The 14,792-nt window shown below is 73.8% G+C and carries 13 protein-coding genes, 1 tRNA gene and 1 pseudogene; 5 read left to right on the top strand and 10 right to left on the bottom strand.

From position 1 onward, the window contains the following. Nucleotides 1-121 precede the first annotated feature (121 nt). Nucleotides 122-195: transfer RNA gene (locus tag WJM95_RS11720), tRNA-Lys, on the top strand. Between the two features lie 399 nt (nucleotides 196-594). Here the strand turns inward: WJM95_RS11720 and WJM95_RS11725 are convergent. The 5 genes from WJM95_RS11725 to WJM95_RS11745 form a co-directional block, all read right to left on the bottom strand. Beyond that, on the bottom strand, nucleotides 595-1,260 hold the full coding sequence (locus tag WJM95_RS11725; RefSeq protein WP_339129533.1) for a class F sortase: 666 nt from the start codon (nucleotides 1,258-1,260) through the stop codon (nucleotides 595-597). 1 nt (nucleotide 1,261) lies between these two features. Then, nucleotides 1,262-1,816, bottom strand: a complete 555-nt coding sequence (locus tag WJM95_RS11730; RefSeq protein ID WP_339129534.1) for a hypothetical protein — start codon at nucleotides 1,814-1,816, stop codon at nucleotides 1,262-1,264. Nucleotides 1,817-1,996: 180 nt separating this feature from the next. Next, complete coding sequence (locus WJM95_RS11735) at nucleotides 1,997-2,776, bottom strand: HAD-IIA family hydrolase (RefSeq protein WP_339129535.1); 780 nt, start codon at nucleotides 2,774-2,776, stop codon at nucleotides 1,997-1,999. Nucleotides 2,777-2,940: 164 nt separating this feature from the next. Then, nucleotides 2,941-3,834: a hypothetical protein gene (locus tag WJM95_RS11740; RefSeq protein WP_339129536.1), complete on the bottom strand. Its 894-nt coding sequence runs from the start codon at nucleotides 3,832-3,834 to the stop codon at nucleotides 2,941-2,943. 470 nt (nucleotides 3,835-4,304) lie between these two features. Further along, complete coding sequence (locus tag WJM95_RS11745) at nucleotides 4,305-5,447, bottom strand: ROK family transcriptional regulator (RefSeq protein WP_339129537.1); 1,143 nt, start codon at nucleotides 5,445-5,447, stop codon at nucleotides 4,305-4,307. A 257-nt stretch (nucleotides 5,448-5,704) separates the two neighbouring features. Between WJM95_RS11745 and WJM95_RS11750 the strand changes: the two genes are divergently transcribed. Together WJM95_RS11750 and WJM95_RS11755 are read left to right on the top strand one after the other, a co-directional pair. Next, nucleotides 5,705-6,796 carry a Gfo/Idh/MocA family oxidoreductase gene (locus tag WJM95_RS11750; RefSeq protein WP_339129538.1) on the top strand — a complete coding sequence of 364 codons (1,092 nt, stop codon included), beginning with the start codon at nucleotides 5,705-5,707 and terminating at the stop codon, nucleotides 6,794-6,796. Then, entirely contained in the window at nucleotides 6,793-7,266 is a 474-nt protein-coding gene (locus WJM95_RS11755; protein WP_339129539.1) for a heme-degrading domain-containing protein, read from the top strand. The genes WJM95_RS11750 and WJM95_RS11755 overlap by 4 nt, the downstream gene beginning before the upstream one ends. A 232-nt stretch (nucleotides 7,267-7,498) precedes the next feature. On the opposite strand, the gene WJM95_RS11760 is transcribed toward WJM95_RS11755, so the two are convergent. The 4 genes and pseudogenes from WJM95_RS11760 to WJM95_RS11775 all read right to left on the bottom strand — a co-directional run bounded on the left by WJM95_RS11760 (nucleotide 7,499) and on the right by WJM95_RS11775 (nucleotide 10,396). Further along, nucleotides 7,499-8,356, bottom strand: coding sequence for a fumarylacetoacetate hydrolase family protein (locus tag WJM95_RS11760; RefSeq protein ID WP_339129540.1), 858 nt, complete (start codon nucleotides 8,354-8,356; stop codon nucleotides 7,499-7,501). A gap of 132 nt (nucleotides 8,357-8,488) precedes the next feature. After that, nucleotides 8,489-9,240 (bottom strand): annotated as a pseudogene (locus WJM95_RS11765) (YidC/Oxa1 family membrane protein insertase). Between the two features lie 195 nt (nucleotides 9,241-9,435). Beyond that, nucleotides 9,436-9,744, bottom strand: coding sequence for a DUF6412 domain-containing protein (locus tag WJM95_RS11770; protein WP_339129541.1), 309 nt, complete (start codon nucleotides 9,742-9,744; stop codon nucleotides 9,436-9,438). A 64-nt stretch (nucleotides 9,745-9,808) separates the two neighbouring features. Beyond that, nucleotides 9,809-10,396, bottom strand: a complete 588-nt coding sequence (locus WJM95_RS11775; RefSeq protein WP_339129542.1) for a helix-turn-helix domain-containing protein — start codon at nucleotides 10,394-10,396, stop codon at nucleotides 9,809-9,811. A 112-nt stretch (nucleotides 10,397-10,508) separates the two neighbouring features. Between WJM95_RS11775 and WJM95_RS11780 the strand changes: the two genes are divergently transcribed. Then, on the top strand, nucleotides 10,509-11,933 hold the full coding sequence (locus WJM95_RS11780; protein ID WP_339129543.1) for an MFS transporter: 1,425 nt from the start codon (nucleotides 10,509-10,511) through the stop codon (nucleotides 11,931-11,933). Between the two features lie 63 nt (nucleotides 11,934-11,996). Here the strand turns inward: WJM95_RS11780 and WJM95_RS11785 are convergent, their stop codons facing one another. Beyond that, nucleotides 11,997-12,815: a class E sortase gene (locus WJM95_RS11785; protein WP_339129544.1), complete on the bottom strand. Its 819-nt coding sequence runs from the start codon at nucleotides 12,813-12,815 to the stop codon at nucleotides 11,997-11,999. A gap of 309 nt (nucleotides 12,816-13,124) precedes the next feature. Here WJM95_RS11785 and WJM95_RS11790 point away from each other — a divergent pair, with 309 nt between their 5' ends. Further along, on the top strand, nucleotides 13,125-14,600 hold the full coding sequence (locus WJM95_RS11790) for a glycoside hydrolase (protein WP_339129545.1): 1,476 nt from the start codon (nucleotides 13,125-13,127) through the stop codon (nucleotides 14,598-14,600). The last annotated feature ends 192 nt before the right edge of the window (nucleotides 14,601-14,792 follow it).

Raw genomic sequence — 14,792 nt, forward strand, 5'->3', positions numbered from 1 at the left:
GTCATCCGGGGCCGCACGTTGACGGTCCGAATGATGTACGGGGCCACCCTCGGCCACCCCGGCGCCGCCGGCCCGGTCGGGAGCACCCCCGAGGGTCGGGTAGAGTTTTCCCTGTCAGCAGGCGCCGCTAGCTCAGTTGGTTAGAGCAGCTGACTCTTAATCAGCGGGTCCGGGGTTCGAGTCCCTGGCGGCGCACCGACCGGAAGGCCTCCTCGTGAGAACGAGGGGGCCTTTCGTCATGCCCGGAGACGGCTCACGGGGGCCGGCGGCCCGCCGCGGACTTGGCGTCAAACAGTCTAGGAACCGCAGCGCTCATCCGTTCTAGGGTGGGCTCAAGTGGCCTCCATAACAGGCCACTTGCTTGCTCCGGCCCGAACGCGTCACTCCGGTGGACGGGCCGATGACCTCCCGCGCCGGCGCCGGGTTACTCCCGCAACCCGTGCGCCCGCGGTCGAGGACCAGCCCGGTCGGCGGCTTCGGGGGATCCGGCCGCCGACCGGGCCCGGTACCGGGCGAGCGCGCCACGCCGGGCCGCGCCCGCCCCGCGTCACCGCCCGCCGCCGCTCCCCACCGCACGCACCGCGCCGCCGCGCCTCACAGGCCGCTCCCCGTGAGATACGCCGAGACGACCACGTTCGCCGTGTAGGTGCCACTGGTGTGGTCGAAGGTCCCGCCGCAGGTGATCAGCCGCAGCTCGGCCCGCCCCGGCCGGTGCGCCCCGTAGGCCTGCCGGGCGTCGAAACGGTCGCGCGGCAGCACCTGGACGTCGTCCACGGTGAACTCGGCGACCGTCCCGTCGTCCCGCATGATCCGGACGGTGTCGCCGGGCTTGACGGTGCTGAGCCGGTAGAAGACCGCGGGCCGGGTCTCGGTGTCGACGTGGCCGACCATCAGGGCCGTACCCGCCGCCCCCGGCTTCGCCCCCGAGGCGTACCAGCCGACCACACCCGGCTGGTCGAACGGCGGCGGATCGATCGCGCCGCGCCCGTCGAGCCCGCGCTCCACGACCGGGGCCTGCACCCCCATCGAGGGAATGTCGACGCGCTGCGGACGGGCGGCACCCAGGGGCTTGAGCGCGGGAGGCAGCCGTACCTCGGGCGGCCGTCCGACGGCCGCGATGTCCCCCGTGGTGGGCGAGGAGGTCCCCAGCGGCAGATCCGTCACCTCGCGGCCCCACAGCCACAGCCCGAGCAGCAGCACCAGCCAGGCCACGCCCGTCAGCAGCCGGCCGACGCCGGGGGAACGCTCCGGTTCGGCCATGTCAGTCGCGGCCGTCGTCGCCCCGGCGCGCGCTGCGGACCGCGACGGCGATCACGGCGACGCTCGCGAGGACCAGACCGACCACGGCCTGCTTGACGCCGGGTCCGGCGGCGTGGGCGTCGTTCGCGGCGGCGAGCCGGGCGGTGCCGCCACCGCCCGCGTTCACGGGCGCGACCGGTGAGGCGGGCGCGGACACGCTCGGGGAGGAGTCCGGTGCCGGGACGGTGAGCGTGCCCTCGACCCGGTCGCGGTGACCGTCGCAGTCGACCTGGATGCCGTAGCTTCCCGGCGGCAGCGCGGTACGCACCCGGGTGTCCCCCACGAGCCCGCCGCCGCCCGGGCCGGTCAGCCGCGCGGCCGAGACGAAGGCGTCCGAGGCCGCGGTGCCCGTCCGGCCCGCGCAGCCCATGGCCCGCAGCCGGATGTCACTGCCCGCCGCCGGGGACATCGGGTTCACGGAGACACCGGCCGGTCCCGCGTCGGCCGCGTACGCGGCGGGCGTGAGAGCGGCCGCGACCACCGCGCCGGCGCAGAGAGTGAGTCGCACTGAGCGCATCGTGAAACCTCCAGACAACTGGAGACTCCCCCTCGCGGCGGCGGCCCGCATCTTCAGCGGGCCGCCACTGCTCCGTACGGGTCCGTGCGCACGGCGGGTTTGGAACCGGCCGGGCTCACGCGGGCGTTCGGACCGGGACCCGGGCATGCCCCGGCCCGCCGCCCGGACCTCGGCCTGGGTTCAGACGCGGTCGACCAGGTCCGCGATCGAGTCGACGATCTTCGACGGCCGGTACGGGTAGCGCTCGATCTCCTCCGGCGTGGTCAGTCCGGTCAGCACGAGGAAGGTCTGCATCCCCGCCTCCAGACCGGCCAGGACGTCGGTGTCCATGCGGTCGCCGATCATCGCGCTGGACTCGGAGTGCGCGCCGATGGCGTTCAGGCCGGTCCGCATCATCAGCGGGTTGGGCTTGCCCGCGAAGTACGGCTGCTTGCCGGTGGCCTTGGTGATCAGCGCGGCGACCGCCCCGGTGGCCGGCAGCGGGCCCTCGGTGGAGGGGCCCGTCTCGTCCGGGTTGGTGGCGATGAACCGGGCGCCGCCCTTGATCAGCCGGACGGCCTTGGTCATGGCCTCGAAGGAGTAGGTACGGGTCTCGCCGAGGACCACGTAGTCCGGTTCGTGGTCGGTCAGGACGTACCCGATGTCGTGCAGCGCGGTGGTCAGGCCCGCCTCGCCGATGACGTACGCCGTGCCGCCGGGCCGCTGGTCGTCCAGGAACTTGGCGGTGGCGAGGGCGGAGGTCCAGATGTTCTCGACCGGTACGTCCAGGCCCATGCGCTTGAGCCGGGCGTGCAGGTCGCGGGCCGTGTAGATGGAGTTGTTCGTCAGGACCAGGAAGGGCTTCCCGGACTCCCGCAGTTTCTTGACGAAGGCGTCGGCGCCGGGAATCGGCACGCCTTCGTGGATGAGGACACCGTCCATGTCGGTGAGCCACGACTCGATCGGCTTGCGCTCTGACATGTGCTGGGTCTCCTAGCCGTCCTGGCGTACGTACGCACGCGAACCCGGGGCTGCCGGAACGACGCTGTGCCGACGCGCCCAGCCTAGTCAGGGCGTCACGGGCGCGGCCGGGCCGGGCGGGGCCTCGCCCGGGCCCCACGGCCGGGGTCCGGGCTCGCGCGGTGTCAGCGCCGGCGCGGGCGGATCCGGCGGGCCAGGGCGAACAGTCCGGCTCCGAAGGCGACGAGCACGAGCGCCAGCGCGGCCAGGGCGGGCCGGTTCGGCCTGCCCTGGCCGGTCATGGCCAGCTGGGCGGGGGGCGGCGCCGTCGTGGCGCTCCCGGTGGCGGTCCCGCTGTCCTTGCCCGTACGGGAGCCGGTGCCGGGGCCGGCAGTGGCGGCGGCGCTGACGGCGGGACTCGCGCCGGTGCCGGTGTCCGGGGTGGCGTCCTGGTCCTCGCCCGTCCCGGGGTCGCGGCCCGCCTGCGCGTCAGTGTCCCCGGGGGCGCCCTCGATCCGGAAGCGGTAGGCGTTCGACTCCCCCACCCAGTCGCCGTCGGCGCCGTGCTTCTGCACCAGGGCCGCGTTCACGACGACGGAGTTCGGGGCGGTCGCCCCGGAGGCCAGGGAGAGGCGCACCTTCACCGTCAGGGTGCGGCCGGGGGCCACGGTGAACCCGGGGAAGCCGTCGTCGAACGGTCCCACGTTCTCGGCCTCGTCGCTCCGCTCGAACCGCACCGGGTGCGCCCGCTCCCCGTCGTAGAACTCCAGCCGTGCCTGCTCGGGACGCAGGGTCCGCTTCTCGTCCACGAGGACGACGACCGGGTGGATCGCCCCGCACGGGTGGGCGGTGGTGTTCGTGAGGTCGATGTACCAGGTCCCGGGGTCGCCGCCCGCGCGGTAGCTGTCGGGGCCGCCGTGGACCCGGGTCCTGATCGGGAAGTCGTGAGTGTCGGAGGAGACACAGTCCGGGCGGGGATCCAGCGCCTGCGCCGGGGCCGACGAGAACGTCACGCACAGCGCCAGAGCGGTCGGGGCGAGGGCGGTCGGAGCGAGCGGATGGGACGTACGCAGTCGCATGAGGAGCCTTTGGCCGATCGGGAGAGGGCGGGGATCGGGAGGACCGAAAGCGTCAGTCGGTGCCGGGCAATGGCCCCGCGACCGTGCCACACCCCACCCCGCACCCCTGACCGCCACCCGTGGACCGACCCCCGTTCGGCCCCGTGTTTCCCACCATCCGGCGGCACGAGACGCAGGGCGGGGGCTCGCGCCGGGGCCGCTGCCGGTGGGCGCCCGTGTCGATGGGAGACCCGCGGCACGGCGGGCCGCGGCGGTGCGGGCGCACGTCGGGAGGGACCACCCTGGTGCGGGCCGCCACGGGCGAGGCGGGTTCCTCAGCGGGGGCGGGTACGGCGGACGGGGCGGACGGCCGCGGCCGGACCCGCGCGAGGGCGGGCCGCCTGCCCGGCCGGAGCCGGCGCCGCCTGGTGGGTCGGCCCAGCGCCGGGGAGCGAGGACCGGGGCGAGTCGGCCCCGGTGGGGCCGGGCGCTCAGGCGTCTCCGCGGCCGAACAGGGGCGCCAGCAGGAGCTGGGCCGCGCCCTCGGCCACTCCCCGGGCTCCGCCGGGGGCGGGCCCGACCGGTACCGACGCGACTCCTCCCTCGCGCCGGGCCCGTTCCTCCAGCACCGCCCCGACCCCCCGGAGGAAGACCTCCTCGTGGGCGGCGACCGTGCGCCCGCCCAGCAGCACGAGGTCGATGTCCAGCAGCCCCACCAGGTTCGCCGCGCCCGCGCCGAGCACCCGGGCCGCCTCGGCCACGGCCCCCCGGCCCACCGCGTCCAGGCACAGCACCTCGATGCACCCGCGGTTCCCGCACTCGCACAGCGGTCCGTTCAGCTGGATGACCTGGTGCCCGAACTCCCCGGCCCCGGTCCGGGCCCCCCGGTGGACGGCCCCGCCGATCACGAGGCCCGCGCCCAGTCCCGTACCGAGATGCAGATAGGCGAACGACCCACCGCCCGCGACGCCGGAACCCGGCCCGGCGCCGGTGCCCACCGCGACCCCGAGCGCCGCCGCGTTGGTGTCCTTGTCCACGACCACCGGCAGCCCGAGCCGCCCGGCCAGCGCATCCCTGAGCGCGAACCCGTCCCACTCGGGAAAGCCCGTCACCCGGTGCAGCACCCCCAGGGTGTGATCGAGCGGCCCCGGCAGCGCCACCCCCACGCCCAGCGGCGACACGTCGCCGAGCAGGGCGGAGACCTCCTCGGCGGCCCCCTCGACCACCGCCTCGGCCCCGGCCCCCAGATCCAGCGGAGCACGCCGCTCGGCCACCACCGCCCCGGTCAGATCGCAGAGCACCGCCGTCAGCTCGTCCCGGTCGAGATGCAGTCCGACCGCGTGCCCCGCCTCGGGCACGAGCCGCAGCACCGTACGCGGTTTGCCGCCCGTGGACGCGAGCCGTCCCGCCTCCGTGGCGAGACCGTCCGCCCGCAGCCGCGCGGTGATCTTGCTGACGGCCTGCGGGGTGAGCCCGGTCCGCTCGGCGAGTTCCAGACGGCTGATGCCGGGGGCTCCCGCCGTGCGCAGCAGGTCGAGCACCAGCGCGGCGTTGTGACTGCGCAGGGCGGGCAGATTCACCCCGGCCACCCCGGCCCCCACACCGGATCCCGCTCCGGCCCGGGAACCCGCCACGGCCTCACCGCGCCGCCCGGGAACCCCGACGCCCCCGGACCCGCCCCGGCCCCCGCGGCCACCCGAGCCCCCGCCCGAGCCCTCACCCCCGCGCTGGTCCGCGAATTCACCCGGGCCCCGGGACGCACCCGAACTCCGGGGTACACCTGGATTCCCGGGGATCTCCTGCATCCCGGCCCCACCCGCACTGGTCCTGTTCACGCCCCCATTGTCTCCCGCGCTTGCACTTTGGCAACAGCGTTGCGAAAGTAGGACGCATGACAGGCATGACTGCTACTGGTACGCCCCTTCGCGTGGGTCTCGTCGGCTACGGCCTCGCGGGTTCCGTCTTCCACGCCCCGCTGATCGCCACGACCGAGGGCCTCGCCCTCGACACGGTCGTCACCTCGAACCCGGAGCGCGAGGCGCAGGCCCGCGCCGAGTTCGGCGACGGACTCCGGTTCGCCGCCACGCCCGAGGACCTGCTGGACCGCGCCGACGAACTCGACCTCGTCGTCATCGCGTCCCCGAACAAGACCCACGTCCCGATCGCGACCGCCGCCCTGAAGGCCGGCCTGCCCGTGGTCGTGGACAAGCCGATCGCCGGCACGGCGGCGGAGGCGCGCGAACTCGCGGCCCTGGCCGACGAACGCGGTCTGCTGCTCTCCGTCTTCCAGAACCGCCGCTGGGACAACGACTTCCTGACCCTGCGCAAGCTGTTCGCGGACGGCGAGCTCGGCGACATCTGGCGCTTCGAGTCCCGTTTCGAGCGCTGGCGCCCGCAGCCGAAGGGCGGCTGGCGCGAGTCCGGCGACCCGGCGGAGATCGGGGGTCTGCTCTACGACCTCGGCAGCCACCTCGTCGACCAGGCGCTCGTCCTCTTCGGCCCCGCGGCCTCGGTGTACGCGGAGTCGGACGTCCGCCGTCCGGGCGCGCTGACCGACGACGACACGTTCATCGCGATCACGCACGAGAACGGGGTCCGCTCCCACCTCTACGTCTCCGCGACGACCGCCCAGCTCGGCCCGCGCTTCCGCGTCCTCGGCTCGCAGGCGGGCTACGTCAAGTACGGCCTCGACCCGCAGGAGGCCGACCTGCGCGACGGCAGGCGCCCCGGCGCCGGCACCGAGTGGGGCGTCGAGCCCGAGGCGCTGTGGGGCCGCGTCGGCTCCGGCGAGTCACCGCTGACGGGCGGCGGCCGTCCCGAGCCGACGGTCCCGGGCGCGTACCCCACGTACTACGCGGCCGTCGCCGCCGCGATCCGTGACGGCGGCCCGAACCCGGTCAGCGCCCACGAGGCCGCCGCCGCCCTCGACGTCCTGGAGGCGGCCCGCCGCTCCGCCCGCGAGTCAGTGGTGGTGTCCCTGTGAACGCGCCCGTCGCTCCCGAGATCGCCGAGCTGGAGGAGCAGGAGCGCCGCCTGACGCTCCCGCGGTTCACCCACGACGACGCCTGGGCGCTGGGCACCCTCCTCGTCGAGCTCGCCCGTGAGCGCGAGGCGCCGGTGGCCATCGACATCCGGCGCGGCGGCCAGCAGCTGTTCCACGCGGCGCTGCCGGGTTCCACCCCGGACAACGACGCCTGGATCGACCGCAAGCGCCGCGTCGTCGAGCGGTACGGCTGCTCGTCGCTGCTGGTCGGCTCGCGCTTCCGCGCCAAGGGCACGACGTTCGAGGAGTCCTCGCGCCTGGACCCCGACACGTACGCGGCCCACGGGGGCGCGTTCCCGATCACCGTGACGGACACGGGCGTCATCGGCACCGTCGTGGTCTCGGGCCTCCCCCAGGTCGAGGACCACAAGATGGTCGTCGAGGCCCTGGAGAAGTTCCTGGGCGCCTGACACCCCGGTTCCCCGCGCCCCGGCAAGGGGCGCGGGGAACTGCGCGAGCAACGCGGGGAAGCCCCGTCAGGGGCGCGGGGAACGGCGCGAGCAACCACGAAGCACCCGCAAAGAACGACGCGTGGCACGACCCCGCAGGGGGCGCGGGGAACGGCGCGACCAGCCACAACGCACCCGCACCGAACAGAACACCCCGGCCAGAGCGGACCCACCCGCAGACCAAGCGGAGCGCTCACGCGTTGGCGAGCACCTGCCGCTGCCGCCCCAGCCCCTCGATCTCCAGCTCCACGACATCCCCGGCCCGCAGGAACGGCTTCGGCTCGGGACGTCCGAGGGCCACCCCGGCGGGCGTGCCGGTGTTGATGACGTCGCCGGGGTACAGCGTCATGAACCGGCTGACGTACCGGACGACCTCGGCGACCGGAAAGATCTGCTCCGCCGTCGTACCGTCCTGCTTGAGCTCACCGTTCACCCAGAGCCGCAGCGAGAGCGCCTGCGGGTCGGGCACCTCGTCCGCCGTCACCAGCCACGGCCCCAGCGGGTTGAACGTCTCGCAGTTCTTGCCCTTGTCCCAGGTGCCGCCGCGCTCGATCTGGAACTCGCGCTCGGAGACGTCGTGCGCCACCGCGTACCCGGCGACATGCGCGAGCGCCTCCTCCTCGGACTCCAGATAACGGGCGGTCCGGCCGATGACGACGGCCAGCTCGACCTCCCAGTCGGTCTTCACCGACCCGCGCGGCACGAGCACCGTGTCGTCGGGCCCGACCACGGTGTCCGCGGCCTTGAAGAAGATCACCGGCTCGGCGGGCGGCTCGGCCCCGGTCTCCTCGGCGTGGTCGTGGTAGTTCAGCCCGATGCACACGACCTTGCCGATCCGGGCCACCGGCGGTCCGACGCGCAGTCCGTCGCGGTCGAGCACCGGCAGCTCACCGGCCGCCGCGGCGGAGCGGATCCGGCCGAGCGCGGCCTCGTCGGCGAGCAGCGCCCCGTCGATGTCGGCCACCAGGCCCGACAGATCCCGCAGGGTCCCCTCGCTGTCGAGCAGCGCGGGCCGCTCCGATCCGGCCGTACCGACGCGCAGCAGCTTCATGGTCACCATCTCCCTCGGTGGCGGGCCGTCGACCGACGGGTGCGGCCGTCGGAGGACCGTGCGATCCTCCAAGTTCGCCGTCCAGTCCGCAAGACCCCGTTCACGGACTGGACCGGCCCGGGCGGGTCACCGTCAGGCGAGCGCAGCGGCCGCCGGCACCGCCCCGGGCATGTCCCGGTAGAGCACCGCCCGCTCCACCGCGCTCCAGGCCGCGCTGGTCACCACGTACAGGGCGGCGGCCAGCGGCACCACGGCCACGGTGAACAGCGTGAAGAACGACATGAACGGCATGAGCCTGGCGACCGAGGCGAGAGCCGCCGCCTGCTCGCTCCGCCCCCCTCCGGCACCGGTGCGACGAGGGTGGTCCGCTTCGTACGGACGTAGTTGAAGCAGGCCACGGCCGTGACGACGGCGAAGAGGCCCAGGTAGACGAGACCGGCGGGTCCGAGGAGTCCGCCGTGGCCGAGCGCGTCCGCCCACCGGCCCCCGAGCGGCGCGGCGAACAGCTTGTGCCCGAGCAGGGTGTTGGCCCCGCCGCCGATCGTCGAGCTGGAGAAGAGGTGGTAGAGCAGGAAGAAGGCCGGCATCTGGAACAGGCTGGGCAGGCATCCCGAGAGCGGTGACACCTTCTCCTCGGCGTGCAGCTCCATCAGGGCCTTCTGGAACTTCTCGCGGTCCTTGCCGTGCTCCTTCTTCAGCTCGGTGATCCGCGGCTGGAGCGCGGCCCGCGCCCGCTGTCCGCGCGCCGCGGCCCGCGACAGGGGGTGCACGAGCAGGCGTACGAGCGCGGTGAACAGGACGATCGCCGCGGCGGCCGCCGAGGCGTGGAACAGCGGCTGGAGCAGGTCGGCGAGGTCCTCGACCAGGTGCGCGAAAAGGGACATGAACGTGGACATGCGTGAGCCCTCCGGGGGTCTCGTCGTGCCGTGCGTACGGAATGCGGCATGACGACCCGCGCGGGTCACCCGTGAGGAAGGACCACTCGGGGCGCGCCACCGGACATCTCGGGGCGCGTCACCGGAAGTGGGGAGCCACCCGGGGCGGACGGTCGGTCGCCGGGGGCGGAACGGAGAGGGTGCCTACGCGGTCGCCTGGAGGGCGTGTCCGGGCGCCCGGGGACGCGGCCGTCCACTGGCGTCGGGATCGCGTTGCGGCAGGAAGGCCGTGCGGCGGTCGCGGTCGCGGATGGCCGTACGGACCCGGGTGGGCGGCACGGCCGGCGCGCAGCGCGCCACGATCAGGGAGCAGGCGACGAAGGCGGACCCGGCCGCGGCCGTCGCGGCGAGCGCGACGGTGGCGGTGAGGCTGCCCGTGTCGAGGAGCGCGACCTCGAGGAGCAGAAGCAGCAGTACGGCGGCGGGGCGGGCGTGGGCCCAGCTCCGGGTCATCGGCCGCTCCTCCTCTCGTACGTGGCGCGCGCGCCCGTGGGCGGCGCTCGTCTTCCTGCGTTCGTTATACAGGAAGATTCCGCGCCGACCGCCCGGAATCGGACGCGGTGTGCGCCACACCGTCCGGGCCGCGATCCGTGTCGACCGGCTCCAGCAGCCGTCTCGGCGCGAGCAGGGCCCGGCTGACCGGATCCGCCGGGTTCCGGTCGAGTCCGGGGCCCGGCGTCATCTCGACGTCCGGGACGGGCACGATCACGGCGCAGGCGGGGCACTCGCCGTACGGGCCGAGTTCCGTGCCGCAGGCCGCGTGGCGGAAGTAGCGCAGCCGGCTCTCGGTGAAGTGCTCGCGGCCCCACAGGCCGAGCGAGCGCAGGGTGGGCCACAGGCCGATGCCGCGGTCGGTCAGCACGTACTCGTCCCGCGGCGGCGACTCCTGGTAGCGGCGCTTCTCCAGGATGCCCTCGGCCGTGAGCGCCTGGAGGCGGGCCGCGAGAACGGCGCGCGGGATGCCGAGGTGCACGAGGAAGTCGTTGTAGCGCCGTACGCCGTAGAGCGCGTCGCGGATGACGAGCAGCGTCCAGCGCTCGCCGACGATCTCCAGCGCGCGGGCGATCGAGCACTCCTGCGTCGCGTAGTCCTTGCCCAGTGCCATGCCCCCACTGTAGCCACTTTCCGACAGGTCGGTTCATTGACCGAACCCAGGTGTTACGGTGGAAGCCCAGAAGGTTCAATGACCGAACCGACCGACGAAGCGAAGGCACACCATGACCCCGCTCGACCGGCCCGACACCAGGACGCGGCCCGCGCGCACGACCGCGGCCCCGCAGACCCCCGCGGCCCCTCAGGCACCCGGCGCGCCGCGGGCCACCGCGACCCTCGCCCTCACCAGTGCCGCCACCGCAGTGGCCCTGATGACGTACACGGCCCCGATGGTCACGCTCCCCGACACCGCGGCCGCCCTGCACACCTCGGTCTCCGCCCAGGCCTGGCTGCTCAACGGCACCCCGCTGGGCCTGGCCGCGCTGCTCCTGGTCGCCGGCAGCCTCGCGGACGACTACGGCCGCCGCCGGATCTTCCTGGCCGGCACCGTCGCCCTCGGCCTCACCACCGCGCTCGGCGCGCTCGCGGGCTCCACCTGGCTGTTCACCCTGGCCCGCGTCGCCCAGGGAGCGGCGAGCGCCGCGATCCTCGCGAGCAGCCTGGGACTGATCGTGCACGCCTTCCCGACCCCGCGCGGACGGCTGCGCGCGACGGGCGTGTGGGGCGCCTTCGTCAGCGGCGGGATCGCGGCAGGCCCCCTCCTCGCGGGGGCGATCGCCGGCTGGAACTGGCGGATGGCGTACGCCGTCCTGGGCGCCGCCGCCCTGCTCGTCGCCCTCCTGGGAACCCGCGCCCTGACCGAGTCCCGCGCACCGCGCGGCGGCCGGCCCGACCTCGCGGGGGCGCTGACCTTCGGCCTCGCCCTGGTGTCCCTGGTGGCCGCGCTGACACTCGGCCGCGACGGCTGGCTGCGCCCGCCGGTGGGTCTGCTGCTGGCCGCGTTCCTCGTCCTGATGGCCGTGTTCGTCGCCGTCGAGCGCCGCAGCGGCACGCCCATGATCGACCTCGGTCTGCTCAGGCACCGCCGTTTCCTCGCCTCCTCGGCGGGCGGGCTCTTCACGGGCCTCGCGGTGATCGGCCTGTTCAGCTTCCTGCCGGCGCTGCTCCAGCGGACGCTCGGGATGTCCGCCATGGACACCGCGTGGCTGTTCCTGCTGTGGTCCGGGCTCGCCTTCACGGTCGCCCTCCAGGCCCGCCGTCTCGCCGGCCGGGTCTCCCACCGCCATCAGCTGGCGCTCGGCTTCGCGCTGCACGCGGCCGGCGTCCTGACGATGCTCGGCGCCATCGGTTCGGGCTCCTGGCTCCGGCTGATCCCGGGCTTCGTGCTCTCGGGCGCGGGCAGCGGCCTGCTGAACGCCGCGCTGCCGCTGCTGGCCGTCGAGTCCGTGCCCGCGACCCGCGCGGCGATGGGCTCCGGCGCCCAGCAGACCTTCCGCTACATCGGTTCGTGCGCCGGGGTCGCCCTCACGATCGCCCTGGTCACCTCCACCGGCGGTCCGGCGCACGGCGCGAACGTGGCGATCATCGTGTCGGCGGTGCTGGCCGCGGTGGCCGCGGCGAGCGTCCTGGCGCTGCGGGACCGGGCCTGAGCGGGCCAGGGCTCCGTGCGCCTCAGCGGGGCCGGGCCTGAGCGGGCCAGAGGACCCCGCGCTTCAGCGGGCCCGCACGGAGGTGAGCTTTCCCCACACCGCCATGCGGTAACGGGAGGTGTACTCGGGGGTGCACGTCGTGAGCGTGATGTAGTACCCGGGCTCGCTGTACCCGTACGACGGCCGGACGGTGCTGCGCGGCACCGGGCGGATCACCCCGACGTCCCGGGCGGAGGTCCGCGGAAGCGTCCGGTCGACGGTGTACGTATACACGGCGGCGTTCGTCTCGACGGTGATCGTGTCACCGCGCCGGAGCCTCGGCAGGTACCGGAACGGCTCGCCGTGGGTGTTGCGGTGCCCGGCGAGCGCGAAGTTCCCCGCCTGCCCCGGCTGCTGGGTCCCCTTGTAGTGGCCGACATAGCCCTTGTTGAGGACGTCCGCCTTGCCGACGCCCTCCGCGACCGGCACCCGCAGGGAGAGCCGCGGAATACGGAGGACGGCGTAGGCCTGGGACCAGCGGGGCCGCTCCTGACCACTGCCGCCCCCGGATCCGGACCCGTCCGTCCGCCCCGCCGCCCGCGTCCCTGCGGCCTTCCCCGCACCGCTCCCCGCATCACTCCCCCCGCTGTCCGCGCCTGGACCGGAGCTCGCTCCGGGGCCGGCGTCCCCCCGGTCCTGCGCTCCCCACTCCCGTTCCAGCGCCTGCACCTTGCGCTCGGCCCCCTGGCGCGCCTCCCGGTTGGTCCACCACAGCTGGTGCACGACCAGGAGAAGCAGCACCACGCCGACGGTGACGAGCACCTCGGCTCCGCTCCAGAGGGCTCGCCGGTACGCGGCACGCCGTCGCCGCGTCCCGTGGTGCACGACCCCCGGAGCCCGCATCCGTACGCCTCCCTCGCCGGGCGCACGATAGGCGTCACCCCGCCAACTCTCCAGCCCCGCGCGGCTCCTGGGTGCCGTGAGGCTTCCTCCACCGGTTTGAGAAAGGGCTGACACAACCCTCGACAACCTCAGGCGCCGCACCCGATGCTTCCTGATGGCATCACCGGGACAGGCGGGCGCCGGCCGGGACGAACCGGCGACCGAGTTCGAAGTCGAGTCGAGTCGAGTCGAGTCGAGTCGAGTCGACAGGAACGGCCAACTCATCCTGCGGGAAGTGGAGTTGAGCCGAGACGGACGGAGAGACCGGCCATGATCCGACGCAGAACACTTCTGGCCGCCGCGGGCGGTACGGTCCTCGGCGGCGCCCTGGCGACGGGCACCGCCCGCGCGGACGCGACGATCGCCGTCAACCCCTCGACGACGTACGGGAAATGGGAGGGATGGGGCACCTCGCTGGCCTGGTGGGCCAACGTCTTCGGCGCCCGCGACGACTTCGCCGACCTCTTCTTCACCACCAGGTCGACGACGTACAACGGCGTTTCCCGCCCGGGCCTGGGCCTGAACATCGCCCGCTACAACCTCGGCGCGTGCTCCTGGAACAGCGTGGGCGGCGAGACCATGGCCGCCTCCGCGAACATCCCCTCCTTCAAGCAGATCGAGGGCTACTGGCAGGACTGGAACAACGAGGACCCCACGTCCTCGGCCTGGAAGTGGACGGCGGACGCCACCCAGCGCGCCGCGCTCACCAGGGCGACGGCACGCGGCGCGACGAGTGAGCTGTTCGCCAACTCCCCGATGTGGTGGATGTGCCTGAACCACAACCCCTCGGGCGCGTCCGGGGGCGGCAACAACCTCCAGTCCTGGAACTACCGCCAGCACGCCTCCCACCTCGCGGCCGTCGCCCTCTACGCGAGGACGAACTGGGGGGTGGACTTCGCCACCGTGGAGGCGTTCAACGAGCCCTCCTCCGCCTGGTGGACGTCCACCGGCACCCAGGAGGGCTGCCACATGGACGCGGCCGTCCAGTCGGCCGTACTCCCCTACCTGCGCAGCGAGTTGGACAAGCGGGGCCTGACGGGCACGAAGATCTCCGCGTCGGACGAGACGAGCTACGACCTGGCCCGTACGACATGGGCCTCCTTCGGCTCGACGACCAAGGCCCTGGTCGACCGGGTCGACGTGCACGGCTACCAGGGTTCGGGCGGCCGCCGTGACCTCCTCTACACGGACGCCGTGACGACCTCCCGCAAGGTCCTGTGGAACTCCGAGTACGGCGACGGCGACGGCACCGGCCTGACCCTGGCGAGCAACCTCCTGCTCGACTTCCGCTGGCTGCACCCGACCGCCTGGGTCTACTGGCAGGTGATGGACCCCACGGCGGGCTGGGGCATGATCAAGTACGACGCGAGCACCCTGACGGCCGGCGCGGTCGAGACGAAGCTCTACGTGATGGCCCAGTTCAGCCGCCACATCCGCCCGGGAATGACGATCGTGGACACGGGCGTGGACTACGCGGTGGCGGCGTACGACGCGACGGCGAAGCGTCTGGTGATCGTCGCGGCGAACAAGGGCACGTCCGCCCAGACCCTGACCTTCGACCTCTCCCGCTTCACCACGGTCGCCGGCGGCACGGGCGGCCTGGTCCCGCGCTGGAACACCCTGACCTCCGGCACCGGCGACCTCTACACGTCCCGCACGGACACCTACCTGAGCGGCAAGTCCCTGGCGGTGCCGTTCGCGGCAGGGGCGGTGCAGACGGTGCAGGTGGATGGGGTGACGGCCTGACGGCGTGACGGCGGAAGGGGGCGCGGGGGGCGGGGCGGCGTAGGGGCGGGACGGCGTGAGCCGATCCCACCGGACATTCCCCCCAATCCCCTCCCACTCCTCACCATCCCACCCTTTCCGGACCTTCCGGCGTTGCCGAATATGCCCTCGGGGACTCCCGCGTCTCTGGCCAGCAGGTCTCTCTCCTTGACG

The organism is Streptomyces sp. f51 (assembly GCF_037940415.1).
GTDB lineage: Bacteria > Actinomycetota > Actinomycetes > Streptomycetales > Streptomycetaceae > Streptomyces.

Excerpts from the sequence above, each read along its gene's own strand:
- WJM95_RS11725 (WP_339129533.1), bottom strand. The coding sequence starts at position 1,260 with ATGGCCGAACCGGAGCGTTCCCCCGGCGTCGGCCGGCTGCTGACGGGC.
- WJM95_RS11730 (WP_339129534.1), bottom strand. The coding sequence starts at position 1,816 with ATGCGCTCAGTGCGACTCACTCTCTGCGCCGGCGCGGTGGTCGCGGCC.
- WJM95_RS11735 (WP_339129535.1), bottom strand. The coding sequence starts at position 2,776 with ATGTCAGAGCGCAAGCCGATCGAGTCGTGGCTCACCGACATGGACGGT.
- WJM95_RS11740 (WP_339129536.1), bottom strand. The coding sequence starts at position 3,834 with ATGCGACTGCGTACGTCCCATCCGCTCGCTCCGACCGCCCTCGCCCCG.
- WJM95_RS11750 (WP_339129538.1), top strand. The coding sequence starts at position 5,705 with ATGACAGGCATGACTGCTACTGGTACGCCCCTTCGCGTGGGTCTCGTC.
- WJM95_RS11760 (WP_339129540.1), bottom strand. The coding sequence starts at position 8,356 with ATGAAGCTGCTGCGCGTCGGTACGGCCGGATCGGAGCGGCCCGCGCTG.
- WJM95_RS11770 (WP_339129541.1), bottom strand. The coding sequence starts at position 9,744 with ATGACCCGGAGCTGGGCCCACGCCCGCCCCGCCGCCGTACTGCTGCTT.
- WJM95_RS11775 (WP_339129542.1), bottom strand. The coding sequence starts at position 10,396 with ATGGCACTGGGCAAGGACTACGCGACGCAGGAGTGCTCGATCGCCCGC.
- WJM95_RS11780 (WP_339129543.1), top strand. The coding sequence starts at position 10,509 with ATGACCCCGCTCGACCGGCCCGACACCAGGACGCGGCCCGCGCGCACG.
- WJM95_RS11785 (WP_339129544.1), bottom strand. The coding sequence starts at position 12,815 with ATGCGGGCTCCGGGGGTCGTGCACCACGGGACGCGGCGACGGCGTGCC.
- WJM95_RS11790 (WP_339129545.1), top strand. The coding sequence starts at position 13,125 with ATGATCCGACGCAGAACACTTCTGGCCGCCGCGGGCGGTACGGTCCTC.